Source organism: Kurthia sp. YJT4 (genome assembly GCF_030219945.1).
GTDB lineage: Bacteria > Bacillota > Bacilli > Bacillales_A > Planococcaceae > Kurthia > Kurthia gibsonii.
In genome coordinates this window covers 2,973,361-2,993,772 of record NZ_CP126689.1, presented here as the reverse complement: position 1 = coordinate 2,993,772, position 20,412 = coordinate 2,973,361, and the positions used below count along the sequence as shown (strand labels likewise).

Here is a 20,412-nt window from a genome sequence, read left to right as displayed (position 1 = left end):
AGTTTAGTTGGCAAAGTATGTATAATGAGCTCAAGGGGAGGTGAGAGAAATGTTAAAACGAATCGTTCAAGTCGCATTTTTGTTCATCGGGGGTACATTAGGGTTTATATTATTACCGCCATTATTCGATGTTATTCATTTAAGTTCAAACTCTTGGATTAACAATCCCTATGTGACGGTTTCGCTAGGTGCAGTTCTTTTATTCATTCTGTCTTTTGTATTGGCAGATCCGTTTATTCGGTTTATGAAATTCTTTGAAGAGCGCCTATTAAAAGCACCTGTGGGCGACTTATTATTTGGAACAATTGGTTTAATCATCGGTTTAACATTAGCGTTTTTAGTAGGTGTCGCACTTGATGGTCTTCATTTAGCAGTAATTAGTGATATTGCACCAATCCTATTATCCATTGTTTTAGGATATGTTTTCTTCCAAGTCGGCTTCAAAAAACGCGACGAATTAATGTCTGTTTTCACATCGCGTTCTAATAAGAAAAAAGAAGCTGATGTAGGTGCGGAGAGTTTTAACGAAGTAGGTTACAAGCTGCTTGATACAAGTGTTATTATTGACGGTCGTATTGCAGATATTTCAAAAACCGGTTTTATTGAAGGTATTTTAGTTGTTCCGCAATTTGTATTAACGGAATTACAGCATATTGCCGACTCATCTGATACATTAAAGCGTACAAGAGGTCGACGAGGACTTGATATTTTAAAAGTACTTCAAGATGCTTCAAATTCAAATGTCTTAATTACTGAAATCGATTTTGAAGATGTACCTGAAGTGGATTTAAAATTAGTACGTCTGGCTAAAAAGATGGGTGCGCAGATTCTAACGAATGATTTTAACTTAAATAAAGTATGTGAGCTACACAAAGTAAGTGTGTTGAATATTAATGACTTAGCCAACGCAGTAAAACCTGTCGTCATTCCAGGTGAAGAAATGAATGTCGTCGTCATCAAAGATGGTAAAGAACATAATCAAGGGGTTGCCTATTTAGATGATGGTACGATGATTGTTGTAGAAGAAGGAAAGTCATATATTGGACAAGCGATTGTTGTAATTGTGACGTCTGTTCTCCAAACTTCAGCAGGACGAATGATTTTTGCTAAGCCAAAAAACCATAAATAATGGTAGTATAAATGTATAAACGAACAGGGGCTGTCCCCAAGAACCAATTGAGGTTTTTTACGGACAAGCCCCTTTTATATTGAAGGAGTGTACGTTATATGCAGTATGACGTGATTTTACCTGCTGCTGGTAGTGGGAAACGAATGGGCGCTAATCAAAATAAGTTGTTTTTAGAATTAGCAGGCGTACCTATTTTGATTCATACATTACGTGTTTTCGAACAAGATACGCAGTGTCGAGCAATTTATTTAGCTGTAAAATCAGAAGAACGTGATTATATTCAGCAACAATTGGCACAATATGAAATTCATAAAGTAGTTGCGATGCCTGATGGTGGTGAAGAACGCCAGCATAGTGTTTATGCGTGTATGCAAGAAATCAAGAATAGTGAAATTGTTCTTGTTCATGATGCAGCAAGACCATTCATTGAATTACCGACGATACATGAGCTTGTACAACAGGCAACAGAAAAGGGTGCAGCAATCGCAGGTGTTCGAGCAAAAGATACAATGAAGAATGTACAAGATGGTAAAATACAAGAAACGGTGGATCGTTCAAATCTCTGGATGATTCAAACACCACAAGCGTTTCGTTTTGAATTATTAAATCGTGCAGAGCAACAAGCGGCAGAGGACGGTTTTTTAGGAACCGATGAAGCGATGTTAGTTGAGCGTTTAGGCGAAGCTATCTATATTGTAGAAAGTAGTTATGAAAATATAAAAATGACAACCAAAGAAGATTTAGTTTTTGGTGAAGCGATTTTAAATCGTAGAACAGGAGGACATTCATATGTTTAGAATTGGACAAGGTTTTGATGTACACGAGTTTGCGGAAGGGCGACCATTAATTATCGGTGGTATTACAATTCCACATGAAAAAGGATTGATTGGACACTCAGATGCAGATGTATTGTTACATACGGTAACAGATGCAGCATTAGGCGCAATCGGTGAAGGGGATATCGGGCGACACTTCCCAGATACAGACCCAGAGTTCAAAGATGCAGATTCAGCAAAATTATTAGCGTACATTTGGAAGATTGTTGAGGAGAAAGGGTATAAGTTAGGAAACGTAGATTGTACAATCATGGCACAACGTCCTAAAATGGCTCCATATATCGAACCAATGCGTAATCGTATTGCAGAACTATTAAATGCAGAACCAGATCAAGTAAATGTGAAAGCAACAACAACAGAAAAGCTTGGATTTGTTGGTCGTGAAGAAGGTATTGCAGCAATGGCAACAATTTTGTTAATCAAAGCCTGAGTTCCTTTAAATTTCAAGGAGCGAGTGGTAAAATGAGAAAAGTTGAATTTTTCTCGACAAATTAGGAGGATCTGAATTATGACTAAAAAAGTTCGTGTACGTTACGCACCAAGTCCAACAGGACACCTACACATCGGTGGCGCACGTACAGCATTATTTAATTATCTATACGCAAAACATTATGATGGGGATTTCGTATTCCGTATTGAAGATACAGATGTAGCTCGTAACATCGAAGGCGGAGAAGAATCTCAACTTCACAACCTTGAATGGTTAGGCATCATCCCTGTAGAATCACCAATCATTGGCGGTCCATACGGTCCATATCGTCAAATGGAACGTTTAGACACATATACAGAGCATGCACAACAATTACTTGAAAAAGGTCTTGCTTACAAATGTTTCTGTACATCAGAAGAATTAGAAGCAGAACGCGAAGCGCAACGTGCAAATGGTGTAGCCGCTCCTATGTATAAAGGGACTTGTCGTCACTTAACTGCAGAAGAAGTTGCAGAAAAAGAAGCAGCGGGTTTACCATACACGATTCGCTTTAAAGTACCAGCAGAAGAAACATATGTAGTTGATGATTTAATTCGTGGCGAAGTAACGTTTGAATCAAAAGATATCGGTGACTGGGTAATCGTAAAAGCAAATGGAATCCCAACATACAACTATGCCGTTGTTTTAGATGATCACTTAATGGAGATGACACACATCTTCCGTGGTGAAGAGCATCTATCAAACACACCAAAACAAATGATGATTTACCGTGCATTTGGTTGGGAAGTACCTCGTTTTGGTCATATGACATTAATCGTAAACGAAAACCATAAAAAATTATCAAAACGTGATGAGTCAATTATTCAATTCATCTCACAATATAAAGATTTAGGTTACTTACCAGAAGCAATGGTCAACTTCCTTGCATTACTTGGTTGGTCTCCAGAGGGTGAAGAAGAAATCTTCTCAATGGATGAGTTAATCGCTCAATTCACTGAAAAACGTTTAACAAAATCACCTTCTATGTACGATACTCAAAAGTTAAAATGGATGAACAACCAATACATGAAGAAGTTATCGCATGAGCAAGTGGTTGAACTATGCTTACCATTCTTACAAAAAGAAGGTCTTGTTCCTGAAAATCCAACAGAAGAAGAAGAAGCATGGGCATCTCGTTTAATCGGCTTGTACCATGAGCAAATGAGTTACGGTGCAGAAATCGTTGAATTATCAGCACAATTCTTCACAGACGCATTAACATATAGTGAAGAAGAACAAGAAGTATTAGCTGGTGAACAAGTTTCAGAAGTAATGGCTTCATTCAAAGCACAACTAGAAGCACTTGAAGACTACGTAGCACCAGAAATTAAAAAAGCGATCAAAGCTGTTCAAAAAGAAACAGGTCATAAAGGTAAAAATCTATTCATGCCAATTCGTGTTGCAACAACAGGCGAAATGCATGGACCAGAATTAACAGATGCACTTGAGCTTTTAGGTAAAGAAACAGTCATTGCACGCATCGAACCATTTATTAAATAAGTTTTCTTTTTTGCAAAGACATTGTAGAATAGAGTTACTTATACAACATAAAGCGTTGAAGAGGAGAAGTACGTGACGCAAGCTCGAAAAAGAGAGGACCATCATCGGCTGAAAGTGGTCTGAGCCTCTGTAAAGCAGAAATGCACCTCTGAGTATTTGATTGAACCATGTTTTTAATGGGGTAGGTCAAATCGGTTTGTCACCGTTATCGACCTTGAGTGGAATAGAGGCTGATTAGTCCTATTCAATCAGAGTGGAACCGCGTACTTTCTCGCCTCTGTCTATCTTTACGATAGATGGAGGTTTTTTTATTAAACTTAATATCTAAAGGAGTGTTTCATTTGGCTATTCAAATTTTTAATACATTAACACGCGAAAAAGAAGAATTTAAACCAATCGAAGAAGGAAAGGTGCGCATGTATGTATGTGGACCAACTGTTTACAACTACATTCATATCGGAAATGCACGTCCAGTAATCGTTTATGATACAGTTCGTCGCTATTTAACATACCGTGGTTATGAAGTAGATTACGTTTCAAACTTCACAGATGTAGACGACAAAATCATCAAAGCAGCAAATGAATTAGGTGAAGACGTATCTGAACTAACAGAGCGTTTCATTGCAGCATATTTTGAAGATATTACAGCACTAGGAGCGCAAAAAGCAGATGCCCATCCACGTGTAACAGAACATATGGATGAAATTATTGAGTTCATTGATGTATTAGTACAAAAAGGATATGCGTATGAATCACAAGGTGATGTGTATTACCGTACACGTAAATTTAAAAATTACGGACAATTATCACATCAATCTGTAGATGATTTAAAAGTAGGCGCGCGTATTGAAGCAGGAACAAAAAAAGAAGATGACTTAGATTTCGCATTATGGAAAGCTGCAAAACCAGGTGAGATCTCATGGAAGAGTCCTTGGGGCGAAGGTCGTCCAGGTTGGCATATCGAATGTTCTGTTATGGTTCACAATCATTTTGGTGATACAATCGATATTCACGCTGGTGGACAAGATTTGAAATTCCCTCACCATGAGAACGAGATTGCACAATCAGAAGCTTATACAGATAAAAAATTCTCAAATTATTGGATGCATAACGGGTATATCAATATTGATAACGAAAAAATGTCAAAATCACTAGGTAACTTTATTTTAGTACATGACATCATTCAACAAATTGACCCACAAGTGTTACGATTCTTTATTCTATCTGTACATTACCGTAACCCAATTAACTTTGCGCAAGACTTGGTGGAAGCAGCAGCGAATGGTTTAGATCGCCTTCGTACAACGCATCAAAACTTACAACATCGTTTAAAAGCAGCAACGAATTTAGTTGAGGTAGACGAAGCTGAATTACAAATTATTGAAGATGCAAAAGCTTATTTTGTTGAATCAATGGATGACGATTTCAATACAGCAAATGCCATTTCAGCACTATTCACCATTTCAACTGCTGCAAATAAATATTTAACAGCTGAAAATACAAACACAGAAGTTTTAGAAGCGTATAAAACAGCACTAGAAGAATTAACAGGTGTATTAGGTATTCAATTAGCGCAAGCAGAGGAATTATTAGACGCAGACATCGATGCGTTAATCGAAGAACGCCAGCAAGCTCGTAAAGACCGCAACTTTGCACGCGCAGATGAAATTCGCGATATCTTAAAAGAACAAAACATCATTTTAGAAGATACACGTCAAGGTGTACGTTGGAAACGAGGCTAATCAATTGGGACAATTACGAGATATTGATGTAAAACAATTGAATGCTTTAGCGCTTGCTTATATGGGAGATTCTGTTTTAGAAATTGCAGTACGTGAACATTTATTGCGTAATGGTAAAGTGAAGCCGAATATTTTACATCGTGAAGCAACGCGCTATGTTTCTGCGAAAGCACAAGCAAAAGTTGTACGAAAAATGATTGAAGAAGAGTTCTTTACGGAAGATGAAGCGGGCGTATTAAGAAGAGGACGCAACGCAAAATCAGGTTCTGTACCGAAGAATACAGACGTACAAACATATCATTACAGTTCAGCATTTGAAGCTGTTTTAGGTTATTTATATTTATTAGGACAAGAAGAACGTATAGCGGAAATAATTTCCTATACGATTGAAACAGTGGAAGCTGAGAAATAGGAGGTTATCAATATGGATAACAGACGAGGTAAACGAGAGGAACGTGATCGTCGCGGTAATAAAATTACACGCGATGGTCGCAAACCTAAAAAACATACAAGAAGACCATACGAAGAGCCAAAAGAAATCGTAGAAGTTGTCGAGGTAGAACAAAAAGATAAAGAAATGATTGCAGGTAAAAACCCTGTATTAGAAGCATTGCGCGCGACACGCGATATTAATAAAATTTGGATAGCAGAAGGTGTAAAAAAAGCAGGGATTGCAGAACTACTTGAATTGGCAAAAGAACGTGGAATTGTTGTACAATTTGTACCAAAACAAAAAGTCGACGGTCTAACTTCTGAAAACCATCAAGGTGTTGTTGCATCAGTAGCTGCATATAATTATGCGGAATTAAATGATATTTTTGCGGTTGCTGAAGAACGTGGTGAAGATCCATTTATTTTAATTTTAGATGAATTAGAAGACCCGCATAATTTAGGTTCAATTATGCGTACAGCAGATGCTGTTGGTGCACATGGCATCATCATTCCAAAACGTCGCTCAGTTGCTTTAACAGCAGTGGTCGCAAAAGCTTCAACTGGTGCAATTGAGTACATTCCAACAGTACGTGTCGGTAATTTATCGCAAATCGTTGATGAATTAAAAGAGCGTGGTGTATGGATTGCTGGGACAGATGCAAAAGGTTCTGAAGATTATCGTCGCATGGATGCAACATTACCTCTTGCCATCATTATCGGTAGTGAGGGCAAAGGAATGAGTCGAGTATTAAAAGAGAAGTGTGACTTCCTTTACAATTTACCAATGGTTGGACATGTTACGTCATTAAACGCCTCGGTAGCTGCATCATTATTGATGTATGAAGTGTACCGTAAGCGTCACGAATTATAAGTGATTGCCTATGGATATTATGTTGGTAGATGGGTATAACATCATCGGAGCTTGGAAAGAGCTACAAGAATTAAAAAAGCATGGACTAATTGAAGCACGTGATCGTTTAATTGAAATGATGGCAGATTACCAAGCGTATTCAGGCATGAAAGTAATCGTCGTTTTCGATGCATACCTTGTCCCAGGGAATGCGACCAAACTGAAAAAACACGAAGTCGAAGTTATTTTTACAAAATCAAAAGAAACAGCAGATGCTCGTATTGAAAAATTATCGAATGAGTTAATGTCACGTCGAACAAAAGTTTATGTAGCCACAAATGATATGGCTGAACAAAATGTCATTTTTGGTAATGGTGCATTAAGAAAATCAGCGCGTGAATTTGAAATCGATGTTCAAACTGCTCAAAAAGGTATTGAAGAAAAAGTACGACAAACGCTGAAAGAAAAACCTGTGCGTCCACTAAATATGTCAGAAGAAGTACATGAAGCGCTTGAAAAAATGCGTAGAGGAAAATTTTAGGTATATGGATAAATATTGTTAGTTACGTTATACTAGGTCTAACTATGCAGGGAGCATAAATTGGGGTGATACTTTGATAACTGATCAATTACAAGAAAAGCAACAACGGTTTAAAACCCTTACAGATGAGCAGTTAGTCGTTCGTTCTCGTGAGGGCGATAGTGATGCGCTAGATTTTTTGATTACAAAGTATAAAAACATTGTTCGACATAAAGCAGGATCTTATTTTTTAATAGGAGCTGACCGAGAAGATATTGTGCAAGAAGGCATGATTGGTCTATATAAAGGGATTCGAGATTTTAACGAAGATAAGCAAGTAACATTTAAAGTTTTTGCGGAACTATGTATCACACGTCAAATTATCACAGCAATCAAAACAGCGACGCGTCAAAAACATATTCCTTTGAATTCTTCTGTTTCGCTTGATAAGCCGATTAATGATGATGAACAAGTGAATACATTGTTAGATATTTTGTCGACGAATGAACAAGATGATCCGCAAGAAGTGATGGTGAGTAAAGAACGAGTCCATTACATGGAATCGCAAATAAAAGATGTGCTTAGTGCGTTTGAAAAACAAGTATTGGCTCTCTATTTAGATGATTGTACATATCAAGAGATGTCATTAGCACTGAAAAAAGAAGTGAAGTCGATTGATAATGCTTTACAACGTATTAAGCGCAAGTTAGAACATCATATTTTGAATATATGAGCTAGTTGACAGAAAAGATTGTAAAGTGTTAGTCTTTTAACAGAACAATGCCTAAAAAGGTGATGACAATGGCAAACAAAATCGTTTTATGTTGTGAAAAATGTGGCGCTCGTAATTATCATTTACCGGCCCCAAAAGATCTTTCAAAACGCATGGAGTTAAAAAAATTCTGCTCAACTTGTAATGAACACACATTACATAAGCAGACACGATAGCATTTATATAAGATTTATTCGGAGGTTAGGTTAGATGGCAAAGTTAAAGCAGTTTTTCAAAAACGTCCTATCTGAGATGCGAAAAACAAGCTGGCCGAAACGTAAAGAGCTTAGTAAATATACACTTGTTGTAATTTCTACATTAATCTTTATGGCAGTATTCTTTATGCTAGTGGACTTAGGAATCTCAAAATTATTCCGTATGTATTTGGATTTATAGACGAAAAATGTTATGATTTGTGAAAGAGCCCGTAATGTGTACGGGTTTTTTCATTTGCCTTAAAAAAGGAGGGAATGGACCACGCGTCCAGACAATTATGGAGAAGAATTGGTATGTTGTTCATACGTATTCAGGTTACGAGAATAAAGTAAAGTTAAATCTCGAAAAACGTATCGAAACAATGGGAATGTCGGATAAAATTTTCCGCGTAATCATCCCAGAAGAACAAGAAACAGAAGTAAAAGATGGTAAGAAAAAAACATATATGCGTAAAACATTCCCAGGTTACGTTCTTGTCGAGTTAATTATGACAGACGATGCTTGGTATGTAGTACGTAATACACCAGGTGTAACAGGATTTATCGGTTCATCAGGTGGCGGTGTTAAGCCAACTCCATTATTACCAGAAGAAGTAGAAGTCATCCTTGCGCAAATGGAAGCGAACTCACCAACTGTAGAACTAGATTTCGCAGTAGGCGACTTAGTAGAAGTGAAAGAAGGACCTTTCGCACACTTCCAAGGTGTGGTTGAAGAAATTGATGCTGATAAACAAAAAATTAAAGTAAATGTTGATATGTTCGGCCGTGAAACGGTTATGGAACTAGATTTTGCACAATTTTTAAAAGTTTAATCACTTTTGAACTTGCCACAAAAACATAAAAGTGTTATCATTTCAAAGGTCAGACTGTAATGTATGACTACCGTAATTTTTAATGTTATCGGAATAAGCCGACAGACAGATATTGAGTGGGAGGGGAAACCCTTTGACCACATCACGGACTTAAGGAGGTGTGTCTCGTGGCTAAAAAAGTTGTAAAAGTTGTAAAACTTCAAATTGAAGCTGGTAAAGCAAATCCAGCTCCACCAGTAGGTCCTGCACTAGGTCAAGCAGGTGTTAACATCATGGGATTCTGTAAAGAATTCAATGCTCGTACACAAGACCAAGCAGGTTTAATCATTCCAGTAGAGATTTCTGTATTTGAGGATCGTTCATTCACATTCATTACAAAAACTCCGCCGGCAGCAGTGTTACTTAAAGTAGCAGCTGGTATTAAATCCGGTTCAGGTGAACCAAACCGTGTTAAAGTAGCTACAGTGAAACGCGATAAAGTTCGCGAAATCGCTGAAACAAAAATGCCAGACTTAAACGCAGGTTCTGTAGAAGCTGCTATGTTAATGGTAGAAGGTACTGCACGTAGCATGGGTATTGTCATCGAAGACTAATCCCATTACTTGATAGAGAAGTTTTGTTTTTTGGAGGTTGCGACAGTTTCACAAGATTGAAACTCGCAGCCTTTATTCGTGGGAGGTTTATTCCGCTACAACCACAATCAAGGAGGAAATTATAATGGCTAAAAAAGGTAAAAAACTACAAGAAGCTGCTAAGCTAGTAGATAAAAATAAACTATACACAGTAGCAGAAGCTGCTGAGTTAGCAAAAAGCACAAGCGCTGTAAACTTTGATGCAACTGTAGAAGTTGCTTTCAACTTAAACATCGATACTCGTAAAAACGACCAACAAATCCGTGGTGCAGTAGTACTACCAAACGGTACTGGTAAAACTCAAAAAGTTTTAGTATTCGCTAAAGGTGAAAAAATCAAAGAAGCAGAAGCTGCTGGCGCTGACTACGTAGGCGATGCTGAGTACATCCAAAAAATCCAAGGTGGCTGGTTCGATTTCGACGTAATCGTTGCGACTCCAGACATGATGGGTGAAGTTGGTAAACTTGGTCGTGTATTAGGACCTAAAGGTTTAATGCCAAACCCTAAAACAGGTACAGTTACTTTCGACGTAACTAAAGCTGTTAACGAAATCAAAGCTGGTAAAGTTGAATACCGTGCTGACAAAGCTGGTATCGTACACGCACCAGTAGGTAAAGTTTCATTCGAAGCTGACAAATTAGCTGAAAACATCCAAACAATCGTTGATGTAATCACAAAAGCTAAACCTGCAACTGCTAAAGGTGTTTACATGAAGTCTGTTCACGTAACAACTACAATGGGACCATCAATCAAAATTGACTCTCTTTCTTTAGCAAAATAATTTCACATTGACAATGTACTGTTCTATTGTTAAAATAAACAACGTTGTGAATTATCCATTTGTACCATAGACAGTAGGGGTAGCTTAATTGACTACTTAATGATCCTACCGAGGGCAAAGGAACTCAGACTCTTTAATGATGATGAATTTCCGCCCCTCTCTATTTTATTGATGAGGGGCTTTTCTTTTGTCGGTATAAGTGACCCATTCTTATAGGAGGTGTCCAATCATGAGCAAAGCAGTTGAAATGAAACAAACTGTTGTTCAAGAAATCGCTGAGAAATTCAAAAGCGCAGCGTCAGTAGTAGTAGTTGACTACCGTGGTCTTACAGTTGCACAAGTAACTGAATTACGTAAACAATTACGCGAAGCTGGTGTTGAATTCAAAGTATACAAAAATACTTTAGTTCGCCGTGCTACTGAAGAAGTTGGTCATGCTGATTTAAATTCTGCATTAACAGGCCCTAACGCTATTGCATTCTCAACTGAAGATGTAATCGCTCCAGCCCGTATTATCAACAACTTCGCGAAAGAAAACGAACAACTTGAAATTAAAGCTGGTTTAATCGAAGGCGCTGTGGCTTCTGCTGAAGAAATCAAAGCACTTGCAGAACTTCCATCACGCGAAGGTCTATTATCTATGCTTTTATCAGTTCTACAAGCACCAATGCGCAACTTCGCGCTTGCAACAAAAGCTGTTGCAGACCAAAAAGAAGAACAAGGCGCTTAATAGCAAGTTGATCTTCATCGCATAGTAATATGCACAAAAAAAATAAAAAATTAGATTCCAAATAGGAGGAACTCATAATGAACCAAGAACAAATCTTAGCTGCAATCAAAGAGATGACAGTTTTAGAATTAAATGACTTAGTAAAAGCAATCGAAGAAGAATTCGGTGTAACTGCTGCAGCTCCTGTAGCTGTTGCTGGTGGCGCTGCTGGTGCTGCTGAAGAAAAATCAGAATTTGATGTTGTATTAGCATCTGCTGGTGAATCTAAAATTAAAGTAATCAAAGTGGTTCGTGAAATCACTGGTTTAGGTCTTAAAGAAGCTAAAGAAGTTGTAGATAACGCTCCTAAAGCTCTTAAAGAAGGCGTATCTAAAGAAGAAGCTGAAGAAATCAAAGCTAAACTTGAAGAAGTTGGCGCAAACGTAGAAGTTAAGTAATTAATTTTCTATTGATTAACAAAAGCTCGTCAATATACTTATTGACGAGCTTTTCTTCATTTTATGTGAAGGAGGGCGAAACATGTCAGAACATTATTATTCAAAAAACCCGCATGTAGAAAGCAAACCAAGAAAGTGGAATTTCACATTAAGAGGTTTTACATTTTCTTTTGAAACTGACGCAGGCGTGTTTAGTAAAAGCGAAGTAGATTTTGGATCCCGTGTGTTAATCGACTGCTTTGAATTACCGAGTGTTTCTGGAGATATTTTAGATGTAGGTTGTGGTTATGGGCCGATAGGGTTGTCGATTGCTAAAAGTTATCCGGATCGCATAGTTCATATGATGGACGTGAATGATCGGGCATTAAGTTTAGCTGAGAGAAATGCGGAAAATAACGGAGTACAAAATGTGCAGATTTATGAGAGTGACGCACTTTCATCTGTGAAAACAGATCAAGTCGCTGCTGTTTTGACAAACCCGCCAATCCGCGCAGGAAAGAAAACGATTTTTCGTTTTTACGACCAAGCGTATGATGTGCTAAGAGAAGAAGGCGAGCTGTGGATTGTAATTCAAAAGAAGCAAGGAGCCCCTTCGACGATGGATCATTTAGCTGAAAAGTTCCGTTTGGTAGAAGTTGTTGATAAGGTCAAAGGTTATTGGATTATCAGAGCTGTTAAATAATTTGTCAACAATAAAAGATTGACTTGACAAATTGGCTATGATATTATAAGAAAATGCAAAAATATTTAAATTGCATAGGTATGTCTTTTTATCGTTCAAGGTAAAAAGTCAGCAATTTTTTAAGTTTGGTTAAACGAGAATGAGCTCTAAATTATATGAACTCGTTTTCTTTTTTGTCTTTCAAATCATACACGATGTGTAAAGATTTTGAAAGACCTATTATCGCTTTATGAGGGGTGAATGAGTTGACAGGTCAACTAGTTCAGTACGGACAACACCGCCAGCGTAGAAGCTTCGCGCGTATTAAAGAGGTGCTGGAACTTCCGAATCTTATTGAGATTCAAACCGCATCTAACGAGTGGTTCCTAGAAGAAGGATTACGTGAAATGTTCCGCGATATTTCACCGATTGAAGACTTCACAGGGAATTTATCACTAGAGTTTGTCGATTACAGTCTTGGGGAACCAAAATATGATGTCGATGAATGTAAACAACGCGACGCAACTTTTGCCGCGCCATTGCGTGTGAAAGTACGTTTGCATAACAAAGAAACTGGAGACGTGAAAGAACAAGAAGTATTCATGGGTGATTTCCCATTAATGACTGAAACAGGTACTTTCATTATTAACGGTGCAGAACGCGTTATCGTTTCCCAATTAGTAAGATCACCAAGTGTATACTACCACGATAAAACTGATAAAAACGGTAAAAAAGGTTTCGGAGCTACAGTGATTCCTAACCGTGGTGCATGGCTTGAATATGAAACAGATGCGAAAGATGTAGTACATGTTCGTATCGACCGTACACGTAAATTACCAGTAACAGTACTTTTACGTGCATTAGGTTTCGCTTCAGACCAAGAAATCATCGATTTAATCGGTGATAACGAGTACTTGCGTAATACATTAGAAAAAGATAATACAGAAAGCACAGAAAAAGCGCTTCTAGAAATTTATGAGCGTCTACGTCCTGGTGAACCACCAACAGTAGAAAGTGCGAAAAACTTATTGTATTCTCGTTTCTTCGACCCAAAACGCTATGATTTAGCAGCTGTAGGTCGTTATAAAATGAACAAAAAGCTTCACATTAAAAATCGTTTATTCAACCAAACAATCGCTGAAACACTGGTAGATCCAGAAACAGGCGAAATTTTAGTTGAAAAAGGCACATTAATTGATCGTCGTGTCCTAGACAAAATTATTCCAAACCTTGAGAATGGTGTTGGTTTCAAAACACTTTCTAAAGTGGGTGGCGTAATCGAAGGCGACGTATTAGTACAAGAAGTAAAAATCTTCGCGCCGAATGACGAAGCTCAAAAAGAAATTAAAGTTATTAGTAATGCATATGTTGATGATGAAGTAAAACACTTAACACCAGCAGATGTTGTTGCTTCAGTATCTTACTTCTTTAATTTATTATATGGTATCGGTGATACAGATGATATCGATCACTTAGGTAACCGTCGTCTACGTTCTGTAGGTGAGTTACTGCAAAACCAATTCCGTATCGGTTTATCTCGTATGGAACGTGTTGTACGTGAACGTATGTCAATCAATGATACTGAATCAATCGTGCCACAACAATTAATCAATATTCGTCCAGTAATTGCGTCTATTAAAGAATTCTTTGGTAGTTCTCAATTATCTCAATTCATGGACCAAACAAACCCACTTGCAGAATTAACGCACAAACGTCGTCTATCTGCATTAGGACCTGGTGGTTTAACACGTGAACGTGCTGGCTTTGAAGTACGTGACGTTCACTATTCTCACTATGGCCGTATGTGTCCGATTGAAACTCCTGAGGGACCGAACATTGGTTTAATCAACTCACTATCTTCTTATGCAAAAGTTAATCCATTTGGTTTCATCGAAACGCCATATCGTCGTGTCGATCCTGAAACGGGTGCTGTAACTGCGCATATCGATTACTTAACAGCAGATGAGGAAGATAACTATGTAGTAGCTCAAGCGAACTCACCATTAAATCCAGATGGTACATTCGTAGAGAGTGAAGTGGTAGGTCGTTTCCGTGGAGATAACTCTGTTTTCAAGCGTGAAACAATTGACTACATGGACGTATCTCCTAAACAAGTAGTATCTGCTGCGACAGCATGTATCCCATTCTTAGAAAACGATGACTCAAACCGTGCTCTAATGGGTGCCAACATGCAACGACAAGCTGTTCCTTTATTAAACCCTGAAGCTCCATTCGTTGGAACTGGTATGGAACACGTAGATGCACGTGATTCTGGTGCTGCAGTAGTAGCGAAATATGCTGGTATTGTAGAACATGTAGAAGCTCGTTCAATCCACGTACGCCGTATTGAAGTTGTAGACGGTAAAGAGGTTCAAGGAGATTTAACTAAATATAAACTACAAAAATTCGTTCGTTCAAACCAAGGTACAAGTTATAACCAACGTCCACTTGTGAGCGTAGGCGAGCGCGTAAAACCACGCGATATTCTTGCTGACGGTCCATCAATGGAAAAAGGTGAACTTGCATTAGGTCGTAACGTAGTTGTAGCCTTCATGACTTGGAATGGTTATAACTATGAGGATGCTGTCATCATGAATGAACGCCTAGTTAAAGAAGATGTATACACTTCAGTTCATATCGAAGAATATGAATCAGAAGCACGTGATACAAAGCTAGGGCCTGAAGAAATCACTCGTGACATTCCAAATGTCGGAGAAGAAGCACTTCGTAACCTTGACGAACGTGGTATTATTCGTATCGGTGCTGAAGTAAATGACGGTGATATTTTAGTAGGTAAAGTAACGCCAAAAGGTGTAACAGAATTAACTGCTGAAGAACGTCTATTACATGCAATCTTCGGTGAAAAAGCACGTGAAGTACGTGATACATCACTTCGTGTACCACATGGTGCCGGTGGTATCGTACTTGATGTTAAAGTCTTCAACCGTGAAGATGGCGACGAATTATCTCCAGGTGTTAACCAATTAGTTCGTGTTTACATTGTTCAAAAACGTAAAATTCGCGTTGGTGACAAAATGGCCGGACGACATGGTAACAAAGGGGTTATCTCGCGTATCCTTCCAGAAGAAGATATGCCATTCTTACCAGACGGTACACCAGTCGATATCATGCTTAACCCACTTGGGGTACCATCTCGTATGAATATCGGACAAGTATTAGAGCTTCATTTAGGTATGGCTGCTCGTTACTTAGGTGTTCACATGGCTACACCAGTATTCGATGGTGCGTCAGATGAAGATGTATGGAAAGTGATGGAAGAAGCTGGTATGAACCGTGATGGTAAAACAGTTCTTTATGATGGTCGCTCAGGTGAACCATTAGACAACCGCGTATCAGTTGGGGTTATGTACATGATCAAACTTGCGCACATGGTTGACGATAAACTTCACGCACGTTCAACAGGACCTTACTCACTTGTTACGCAACAACCACTTGGTGGTAAAGCGCAATTCGGTGGACAACGTTTTGGTGAGATGGAAGTTTGGGCTCTTGAAGCATATGGTGCTGCGCACACACTTCAAGAAATCTTAACTGTTAAATCAGATGACGTTGTTGGTCGCGTGAAAACATACGAAGCAATCGTAAAAGGCGATCCGGTTCCAGAACCAGGCGTTCCAGAATCATTCAAAGTATTAATTAAAGAGTTACAATCTTTAGGTTTAGATGTGAAAATGTTAAACATCAATGACGAAGAAATTGAACTACGCGACTTAGATGATGAAGAAGAAAACACATCAAATAACGCATTAAACATTCTTCCAAATGATGAAAATGCAGAAGCATCAGCGACTGTACAAGAAGATTAATCGAGTATTTTTGTGGAAGATGGACAGGCTCTTTTTGGGCTTGTCCTAATTCCAATTTATCTATAAAAATCAATCGTCGAGCTAATTTATAAGTCAAATAGACTTCAGAATAAAGGGAGGTAGGCTCCTTGATAGACGTTAATAATTTTGAGTATATGAAAATCGGTTTAGCTTCACCAGATAAAATCCGCTCATGGTCTTATGGAGAAGTAAAAAAACCTGAAACAATCAACTACCGCACACTAAAACCAGAAAAAGATGGTTTATTCTGTGAGCGTATTTTCGGACCTACAAAGGACTGGGAATGTCATTGTGGTAAATACAAACGCGTTCGTTATAAAGGCGTAGTTTGTGACCGTTGTGGCGTAGAAGTAACACGTGCTAAAGTTCGTCGTGAACGTATGGGTCACATCGAATTAGCAGCATCTGTATCACACATTTGGTACTTTAAAGGTATTCCATCTCGTATGGGTCTAATTTTAGACATGTCACCTCGTGCACTAGAAGAAGTTATCTACTTTGCTTCTTACGTAGTAATCGATTCAGCTGATACACCTTTAGAGAAAAAACAATTACTTTCTGAAAAAGAGTATCGTGCTTATCGTGAAAAGTTCGGTTCAACATTCAAAGCATCAATGGGTGCTGAAGCGATTAAAGACCTTTTACGTGAAATCGACCTTGATAAAGAAACAGAAATGTTAAAAGAAGAATTAAAAACTGCTCAAGGTCAACGCCGTACACGTGCGATTAAACGTCTTGAAGTAGTTGAATCGTTCCGTCACTCAGGTAACCGTCCTGAATGGATGATTTTAGATGTACTACCTGTAATTCCACCAGAATTACGTCCAATGGTACAACTTGATGGTGGTCGTTTTGCGACTTCAGATTTAAACGATTTATATCGTCGTGTAATCAACCGTAACAACCGTTTAAAACGTTTATTAGACCTTGGTGCTCCTGGCATCATCGTACAAAACGAAAAACGTATGTTACAAGAAGCGGTAGATGCATTAATCGATAATGGTCGTCGTGGCCGTCCTGTTACAGGTCCTGGTAACCGTCCATTAAAATCACTTTCACATATGTTAAAAGGTAAACAAGGTCGTTTCCGTCAAAACTTACTTGGTAAACGTGTTGACTACTCTGGTCGTTCAGTAATCGTAGTTGGTCCATCTTTAAAAATGTACCAATGTGGTTTACCAAAAGGTATGGCAATCGAGCTATTCAAACCTTTCCTAATGAAAGAATTAGTTGAGCGTGGTTTAGCGCACAACATTAAATCTGCAAAACGTAAAATTGAACGTATGCATGAAGATGTATGGGATGTTTTAGAAGAAATCATTCGCGAGCACCCAGTATTACTAAACCGAGCACCAACGCTTCACCGTTTAGGTATCCAAGCATTCGAACCAACATTAATTGAAGGTAAAGCGATTCGTCTTCATCCGTTAGTATGTACAGCTTACAATGCTGACTTCGACGGTGACCAAATGGCGGTCCATGTACCACTTTCAGCAGAAGCGCAAGCAGAAGCTCGTCTATTAATGTTAGCTGCTCAAAACATCTTGAACCCTAAAGATGGTAAGCCAGTTGTAACGCCTTCTCAAGATATGGTATTAGGTAACTACTACCTAACTTTAGAACGTAAAGGTGCACCTGGTGAAGGTACAGTATTTACAGATGCTGAAGAAGTAATGGTAGCTTACCAAAACACTGAAGTACATCTGCATACACGTGTAGCAATTAAAGCATCATCTTTAAATAATAAAACATTTACAGAAGAACAGAATGGTAAACTATTAGTTACAACTGTTGGTAAAATTATTTTCAACGAAATTCTTGATGAGAACTTCCCGTTCATTAATGAACCATCAAATGATAACTTATTAGAAACACCAGATCACTTCTTCTTACCAACGAATACAAATGTAAAAGAATACTTCGAAAATACAGACGTAGTAAAACCATTTACAAAGAAATTCTTAGGTAATGTTATTGCGGAAGTCTTTGCACGTTATCATATTACAGAAACATCTGTTATGTTAGACCGTATGAAAGACTTAGGTTTCAAATATTCTACTAAAGCTGGTATTTCAATCGGTATCTCAGATATCATCGTATTACCAGACAAAGGTGAAATTTTACATCATGCGCAAGAACAAGTAGATAAAGTACAAAAACAATTCCGTCGTGGTTTAATCACAGAAGAAGAGCGTTATGATCGCGTTATTTCATTCTGGGGTGCTGCAAAAGACGAAATTCAAGCACGTCTGATGAAATCTTTACCAGCTGAAAACCCAATCTTCATGATGAGTGACTCTGGTGCCCGTGGTAACGCATCTAACTTTACACAGTTAGCTGGTATGCGTGGTCTGATGGCAAACCCATCTGGTCGTATCATCGAGTTACCAATCAAATCATCATTCCGTGAAGGTTTAACAGTATTAGAGTACTTCATCTCGACTCATGGTGCGCGTAAAGGTCTTGCCGATACAGCACTTAAAACAGCCGATTCAGGTTACCTTACTCGTCGTCTAGTTGACGTAGCGCAAGATGTAATCGTACGTGAAGATGATTGCGGTACTGACCGTGGTTTAACAATTACTTCATTAAAAGAGGGTTCTGAAATTATCGAAGCATTAGACGAGCGTATTATCGGTCGTTATGCGAAGAAAACAATTCGTCACCCAGAAACAGAAGAAGTAATCGTTGCGCGTAACGAATTAATTACGCAAGAGTTAGCTCGCGTAATTATTGATGCTGGAATCGAAGAAGTTACAATTCGTTCTGCATTTACATGTAACACACGTCACGGCGTATGTAAAAAATGTTACGGTATGAACTTAGCTACAGGAGATAAAGTTGAAGTGGGTGAAGCGGTTGGTACAATCGCAGCTCAATCAATCGGTGAGCCAGGTACACAGTTAACAATGCGTACATTCCATACTGGTGGGGTTGCCGGTGCCGATATCACACAAGGTCTTCCTCGTATCCAAGAGATTTTTGAAGCACGTAATCCAAAAGGTCAAGCAGTAATCAGTGAAATCACTGGTGTTGTTTCTGATATTGAGGAAATTCGTGAAGGTCAAAAAGAAATTACGGTAACAAGCCCAATTGAATCACGTAAATATTTAGCACCATACAATGCACGTTTAAAAGTACAAGTAAACGATGAAGTTGTTCATGGTCAAGTATTAACAGAGGGTTCAATTGATCCAAAACAATTAATCAAAGTAACAGATGTTTCAACTGTAGAAGAATATCTATTAAAAGAAGTACAAAAAGTTTACCGTATGCAAGGGGTAGAAATTGGCGATAAACACATTGAAGTAATGGTTCGTCAAATGCTACGCAAAGTACGCGTAATCGAAGCTGGTGATACTGATTTATTACCTGGTTCACTTCTAGATGTTCACCAATTCTATGATGCAAATAAAACTGTTCTTAAAGAAGGTAAACTACCTGCTACATGTACACCAGTGATTCTTGGTATTACAAAAGCATCACTTGAAACAGAATCATTCTTATCTGCTGCATCATTCCAAGAAACAACTCGTGTTCTTACAGATGCTGCAATCAAAGGAAAACGCGATGAGTTATTAGGACTTAAAGAGAACGTTATCCTTGGTAAGTTGATTCCTGCTGGTACAGGTATGCAACGCTACCGTCAAATCCAAATTGCTGGTGAAGACGAGCAAAAATCAGAAGAAGCAGTTTCTGCTGAATAACTGATGAAAATCGAGGGAGATTTCTCCCTCGATTTTTTATTTTGGGTTGACACGTTGTTTCGAGAATGATAATATATTTTAGGTTGATAGTTGTCTGTCTATCATTTCGGAGGATATGAAAATTTTCTCACGGAAAAATCAACAGTCTGGTTTAAAACGAACAATAGTTAATATTTGTTGGTCATGTATGAGGATAATGAACCTCTAAATGTATACGATCGAATGGCCACGCATGCGGTGCGACTAGTAGCACATATATTGGTGTTCCCGTTGCATTTGAACTGGCAGCTAAGCTAGTAGAGAATTTTATTATTTGAACATGTGGCAAGCGATATTAGT

General features: G+C 38.3%; 19 protein-coding genes and 2 other annotated features. All 19 genes read left to right on the top strand.

Annotated features, from left to right (window positions below):
• Nucleotides 1-49: 49 nt before the first annotated feature.
• Complete coding sequence (locus QN089_RS15015) at nt 50-1,129, top strand: PIN/TRAM domain-containing protein (protein WP_068450080.1); 1,080 nt, start codon at nt 50-52, stop codon at nt 1,127-1,129.
• A gap of 98 nt (nt 1,130-1,227) precedes the next feature.
• Nucleotides 1,228-1,926, top strand: a complete 699-nt coding sequence (gene ispD / locus QN089_RS15010; RefSeq protein ID WP_068450082.1) for a 2-C-methyl-D-erythritol 4-phosphate cytidylyltransferase — start codon at nt 1,228-1,230, stop codon at nt 1,924-1,926.
• Nucleotides 1,919-2,395: a 2-C-methyl-D-erythritol 2,4-cyclodiphosphate synthase gene (gene ispF, locus QN089_RS15005; RefSeq protein ID WP_068450084.1), complete on the top strand. Its 477-nt coding sequence runs from the start codon at nt 1,919-1,921 to the stop codon at nt 2,393-2,395. The genes ispD and ispF overlap by 8 nt, the downstream gene beginning before the upstream one ends.
• 78 nt (nt 2,396-2,473) lie before the next feature.
• Nucleotides 2,474-3,934, top strand: coding sequence for a glutamate--tRNA ligase (gltX, locus tag QN089_RS15000; protein ID WP_285215625.1), 1,461 nt, complete (start codon nt 2,474-2,476; stop codon nt 3,932-3,934).
• Between the two features lie 46 nt (nt 3,935-3,980).
• Nucleotides 3,981-4,216: a binding site (T-box leader), on the top strand.
• A 59-nt stretch (nt 4,217-4,275) separates the two neighbouring features.
• Nucleotides 4,276-5,676, top strand: a complete 1,401-nt coding sequence (cysS, locus tag QN089_RS14995) for a cysteine--tRNA ligase (protein WP_087681984.1) — start codon at nt 4,276-4,278, stop codon at nt 5,674-5,676.
• Between the two features lie 4 nt (nt 5,677-5,680).
• The gene (locus tag QN089_RS14990) at nt 5,681-6,088 is read left to right on the top strand and encodes a Mini-ribonuclease 3 (RefSeq protein WP_276309703.1); all 408 of its coding nucleotides are present in this window, start codon (nt 5,681-5,683) and stop codon (nt 6,086-6,088) included.
• Nucleotides 6,089-6,253: 165 nt separating this feature from the next.
• Complete coding sequence (gene rlmB, locus QN089_RS14985) at nt 6,254-6,979, top strand: 23S rRNA (guanosine(2251)-2'-O)-methyltransferase RlmB (protein ID WP_285216442.1); 726 nt, start codon at nt 6,254-6,256, stop codon at nt 6,977-6,979.
• A 10-nt stretch (nt 6,980-6,989) separates the two neighbouring features.
• Nucleotides 6,990-7,499 carry an NYN domain-containing protein gene (locus tag QN089_RS14980; RefSeq protein ID WP_068450092.1) on the top strand — a complete coding sequence of 170 codons (510 nt, stop codon included), beginning with the start codon at nt 6,990-6,992 and terminating at the stop codon, nt 7,497-7,499.
• Nucleotides 7,500-7,572: 73 nt separating this feature from the next.
• On the top strand, nt 7,573-8,211 hold the full coding sequence (gene sigH / locus QN089_RS14975) for an RNA polymerase sporulation sigma factor SigH (protein WP_373863103.1): 639 nt from the start codon (nt 7,573-7,575) through the stop codon (nt 8,209-8,211).
• 47 nt (nt 8,212-8,258) lie between these two features.
• Complete coding sequence (rpmG, locus tag QN089_RS14970; RefSeq protein WP_255314689.1) at nt 8,259-8,426, top strand: 50S ribosomal protein L33; 168 nt, start codon at nt 8,259-8,261, stop codon at nt 8,424-8,426.
• A 34-nt stretch (nt 8,427-8,460) separates the two neighbouring features.
• A complete protein-coding gene (gene secE, locus QN089_RS14965) occupies nt 8,461-8,646 on the top strand; it encodes a preprotein translocase subunit SecE (protein WP_068450094.1) in 186 nt (61 codons plus the stop codon).
• Nucleotides 8,647-8,743: 97 nt separating this feature from the next.
• Entirely contained in the window at nt 8,744-9,277 is a 534-nt protein-coding gene (nusG, locus tag QN089_RS14960) for a transcription termination/antitermination protein NusG (protein WP_285215624.1), read from the top strand.
• A gap of 167 nt (nt 9,278-9,444) precedes the next feature.
• Nucleotides 9,445-9,870: a 50S ribosomal protein L11 gene (rplK, locus tag QN089_RS14955; protein ID WP_068450098.1), complete on the top strand. Its 426-nt coding sequence runs from the start codon at nt 9,445-9,447 to the stop codon at nt 9,868-9,870.
• Nucleotides 9,871-9,994: 124 nt separating this feature from the next.
• On the top strand, nt 9,995-10,690 hold the full coding sequence (gene rplA, locus QN089_RS14950) for a 50S ribosomal protein L1 (protein WP_068450100.1): 696 nt from the start codon (nt 9,995-9,997) through the stop codon (nt 10,688-10,690).
• Nucleotides 10,691-10,736: 46 nt separating this feature from the next.
• Nucleotides 10,737-10,885 (top strand) — a sequence feature (ribosomal protein L10 leader region).
• Between the two features lie 34 nt (nt 10,886-10,919).
• Entirely contained in the window at nt 10,920-11,420 is a 501-nt protein-coding gene (gene rplJ, locus QN089_RS14945; RefSeq protein ID WP_068450102.1) for a 50S ribosomal protein L10, read from the top strand.
• 77 nt (nt 11,421-11,497) lie between these two features.
• Complete coding sequence (rplL, locus tag QN089_RS14940; protein WP_068450104.1) at nt 11,498-11,857, top strand: 50S ribosomal protein L7/L12; 360 nt, start codon at nt 11,498-11,500, stop codon at nt 11,855-11,857.
• A gap of 82 nt (nt 11,858-11,939) precedes the next feature.
• A complete protein-coding gene (locus tag QN089_RS14935; RefSeq protein ID WP_285215623.1) occupies nt 11,940-12,539 on the top strand; it encodes a class I SAM-dependent methyltransferase in 600 nt (199 codons plus the stop codon).
• Between the two features lie 245 nt (nt 12,540-12,784).
• On the top strand, nt 12,785-16,345 hold the full coding sequence (gene rpoB, locus QN089_RS14930) for a DNA-directed RNA polymerase subunit beta (protein ID WP_068450108.1): 3,561 nt from the start codon (nt 12,785-12,787) through the stop codon (nt 16,343-16,345).
• A 128-nt stretch (nt 16,346-16,473) separates the two neighbouring features.
• Complete coding sequence (gene rpoC / locus QN089_RS14925; RefSeq protein ID WP_068450111.1) at nt 16,474-20,073, top strand: DNA-directed RNA polymerase subunit beta'; 3,600 nt, start codon at nt 16,474-16,476, stop codon at nt 20,071-20,073.
• Nucleotides 20,074-20,412: the final 339 nt, after the last annotated feature.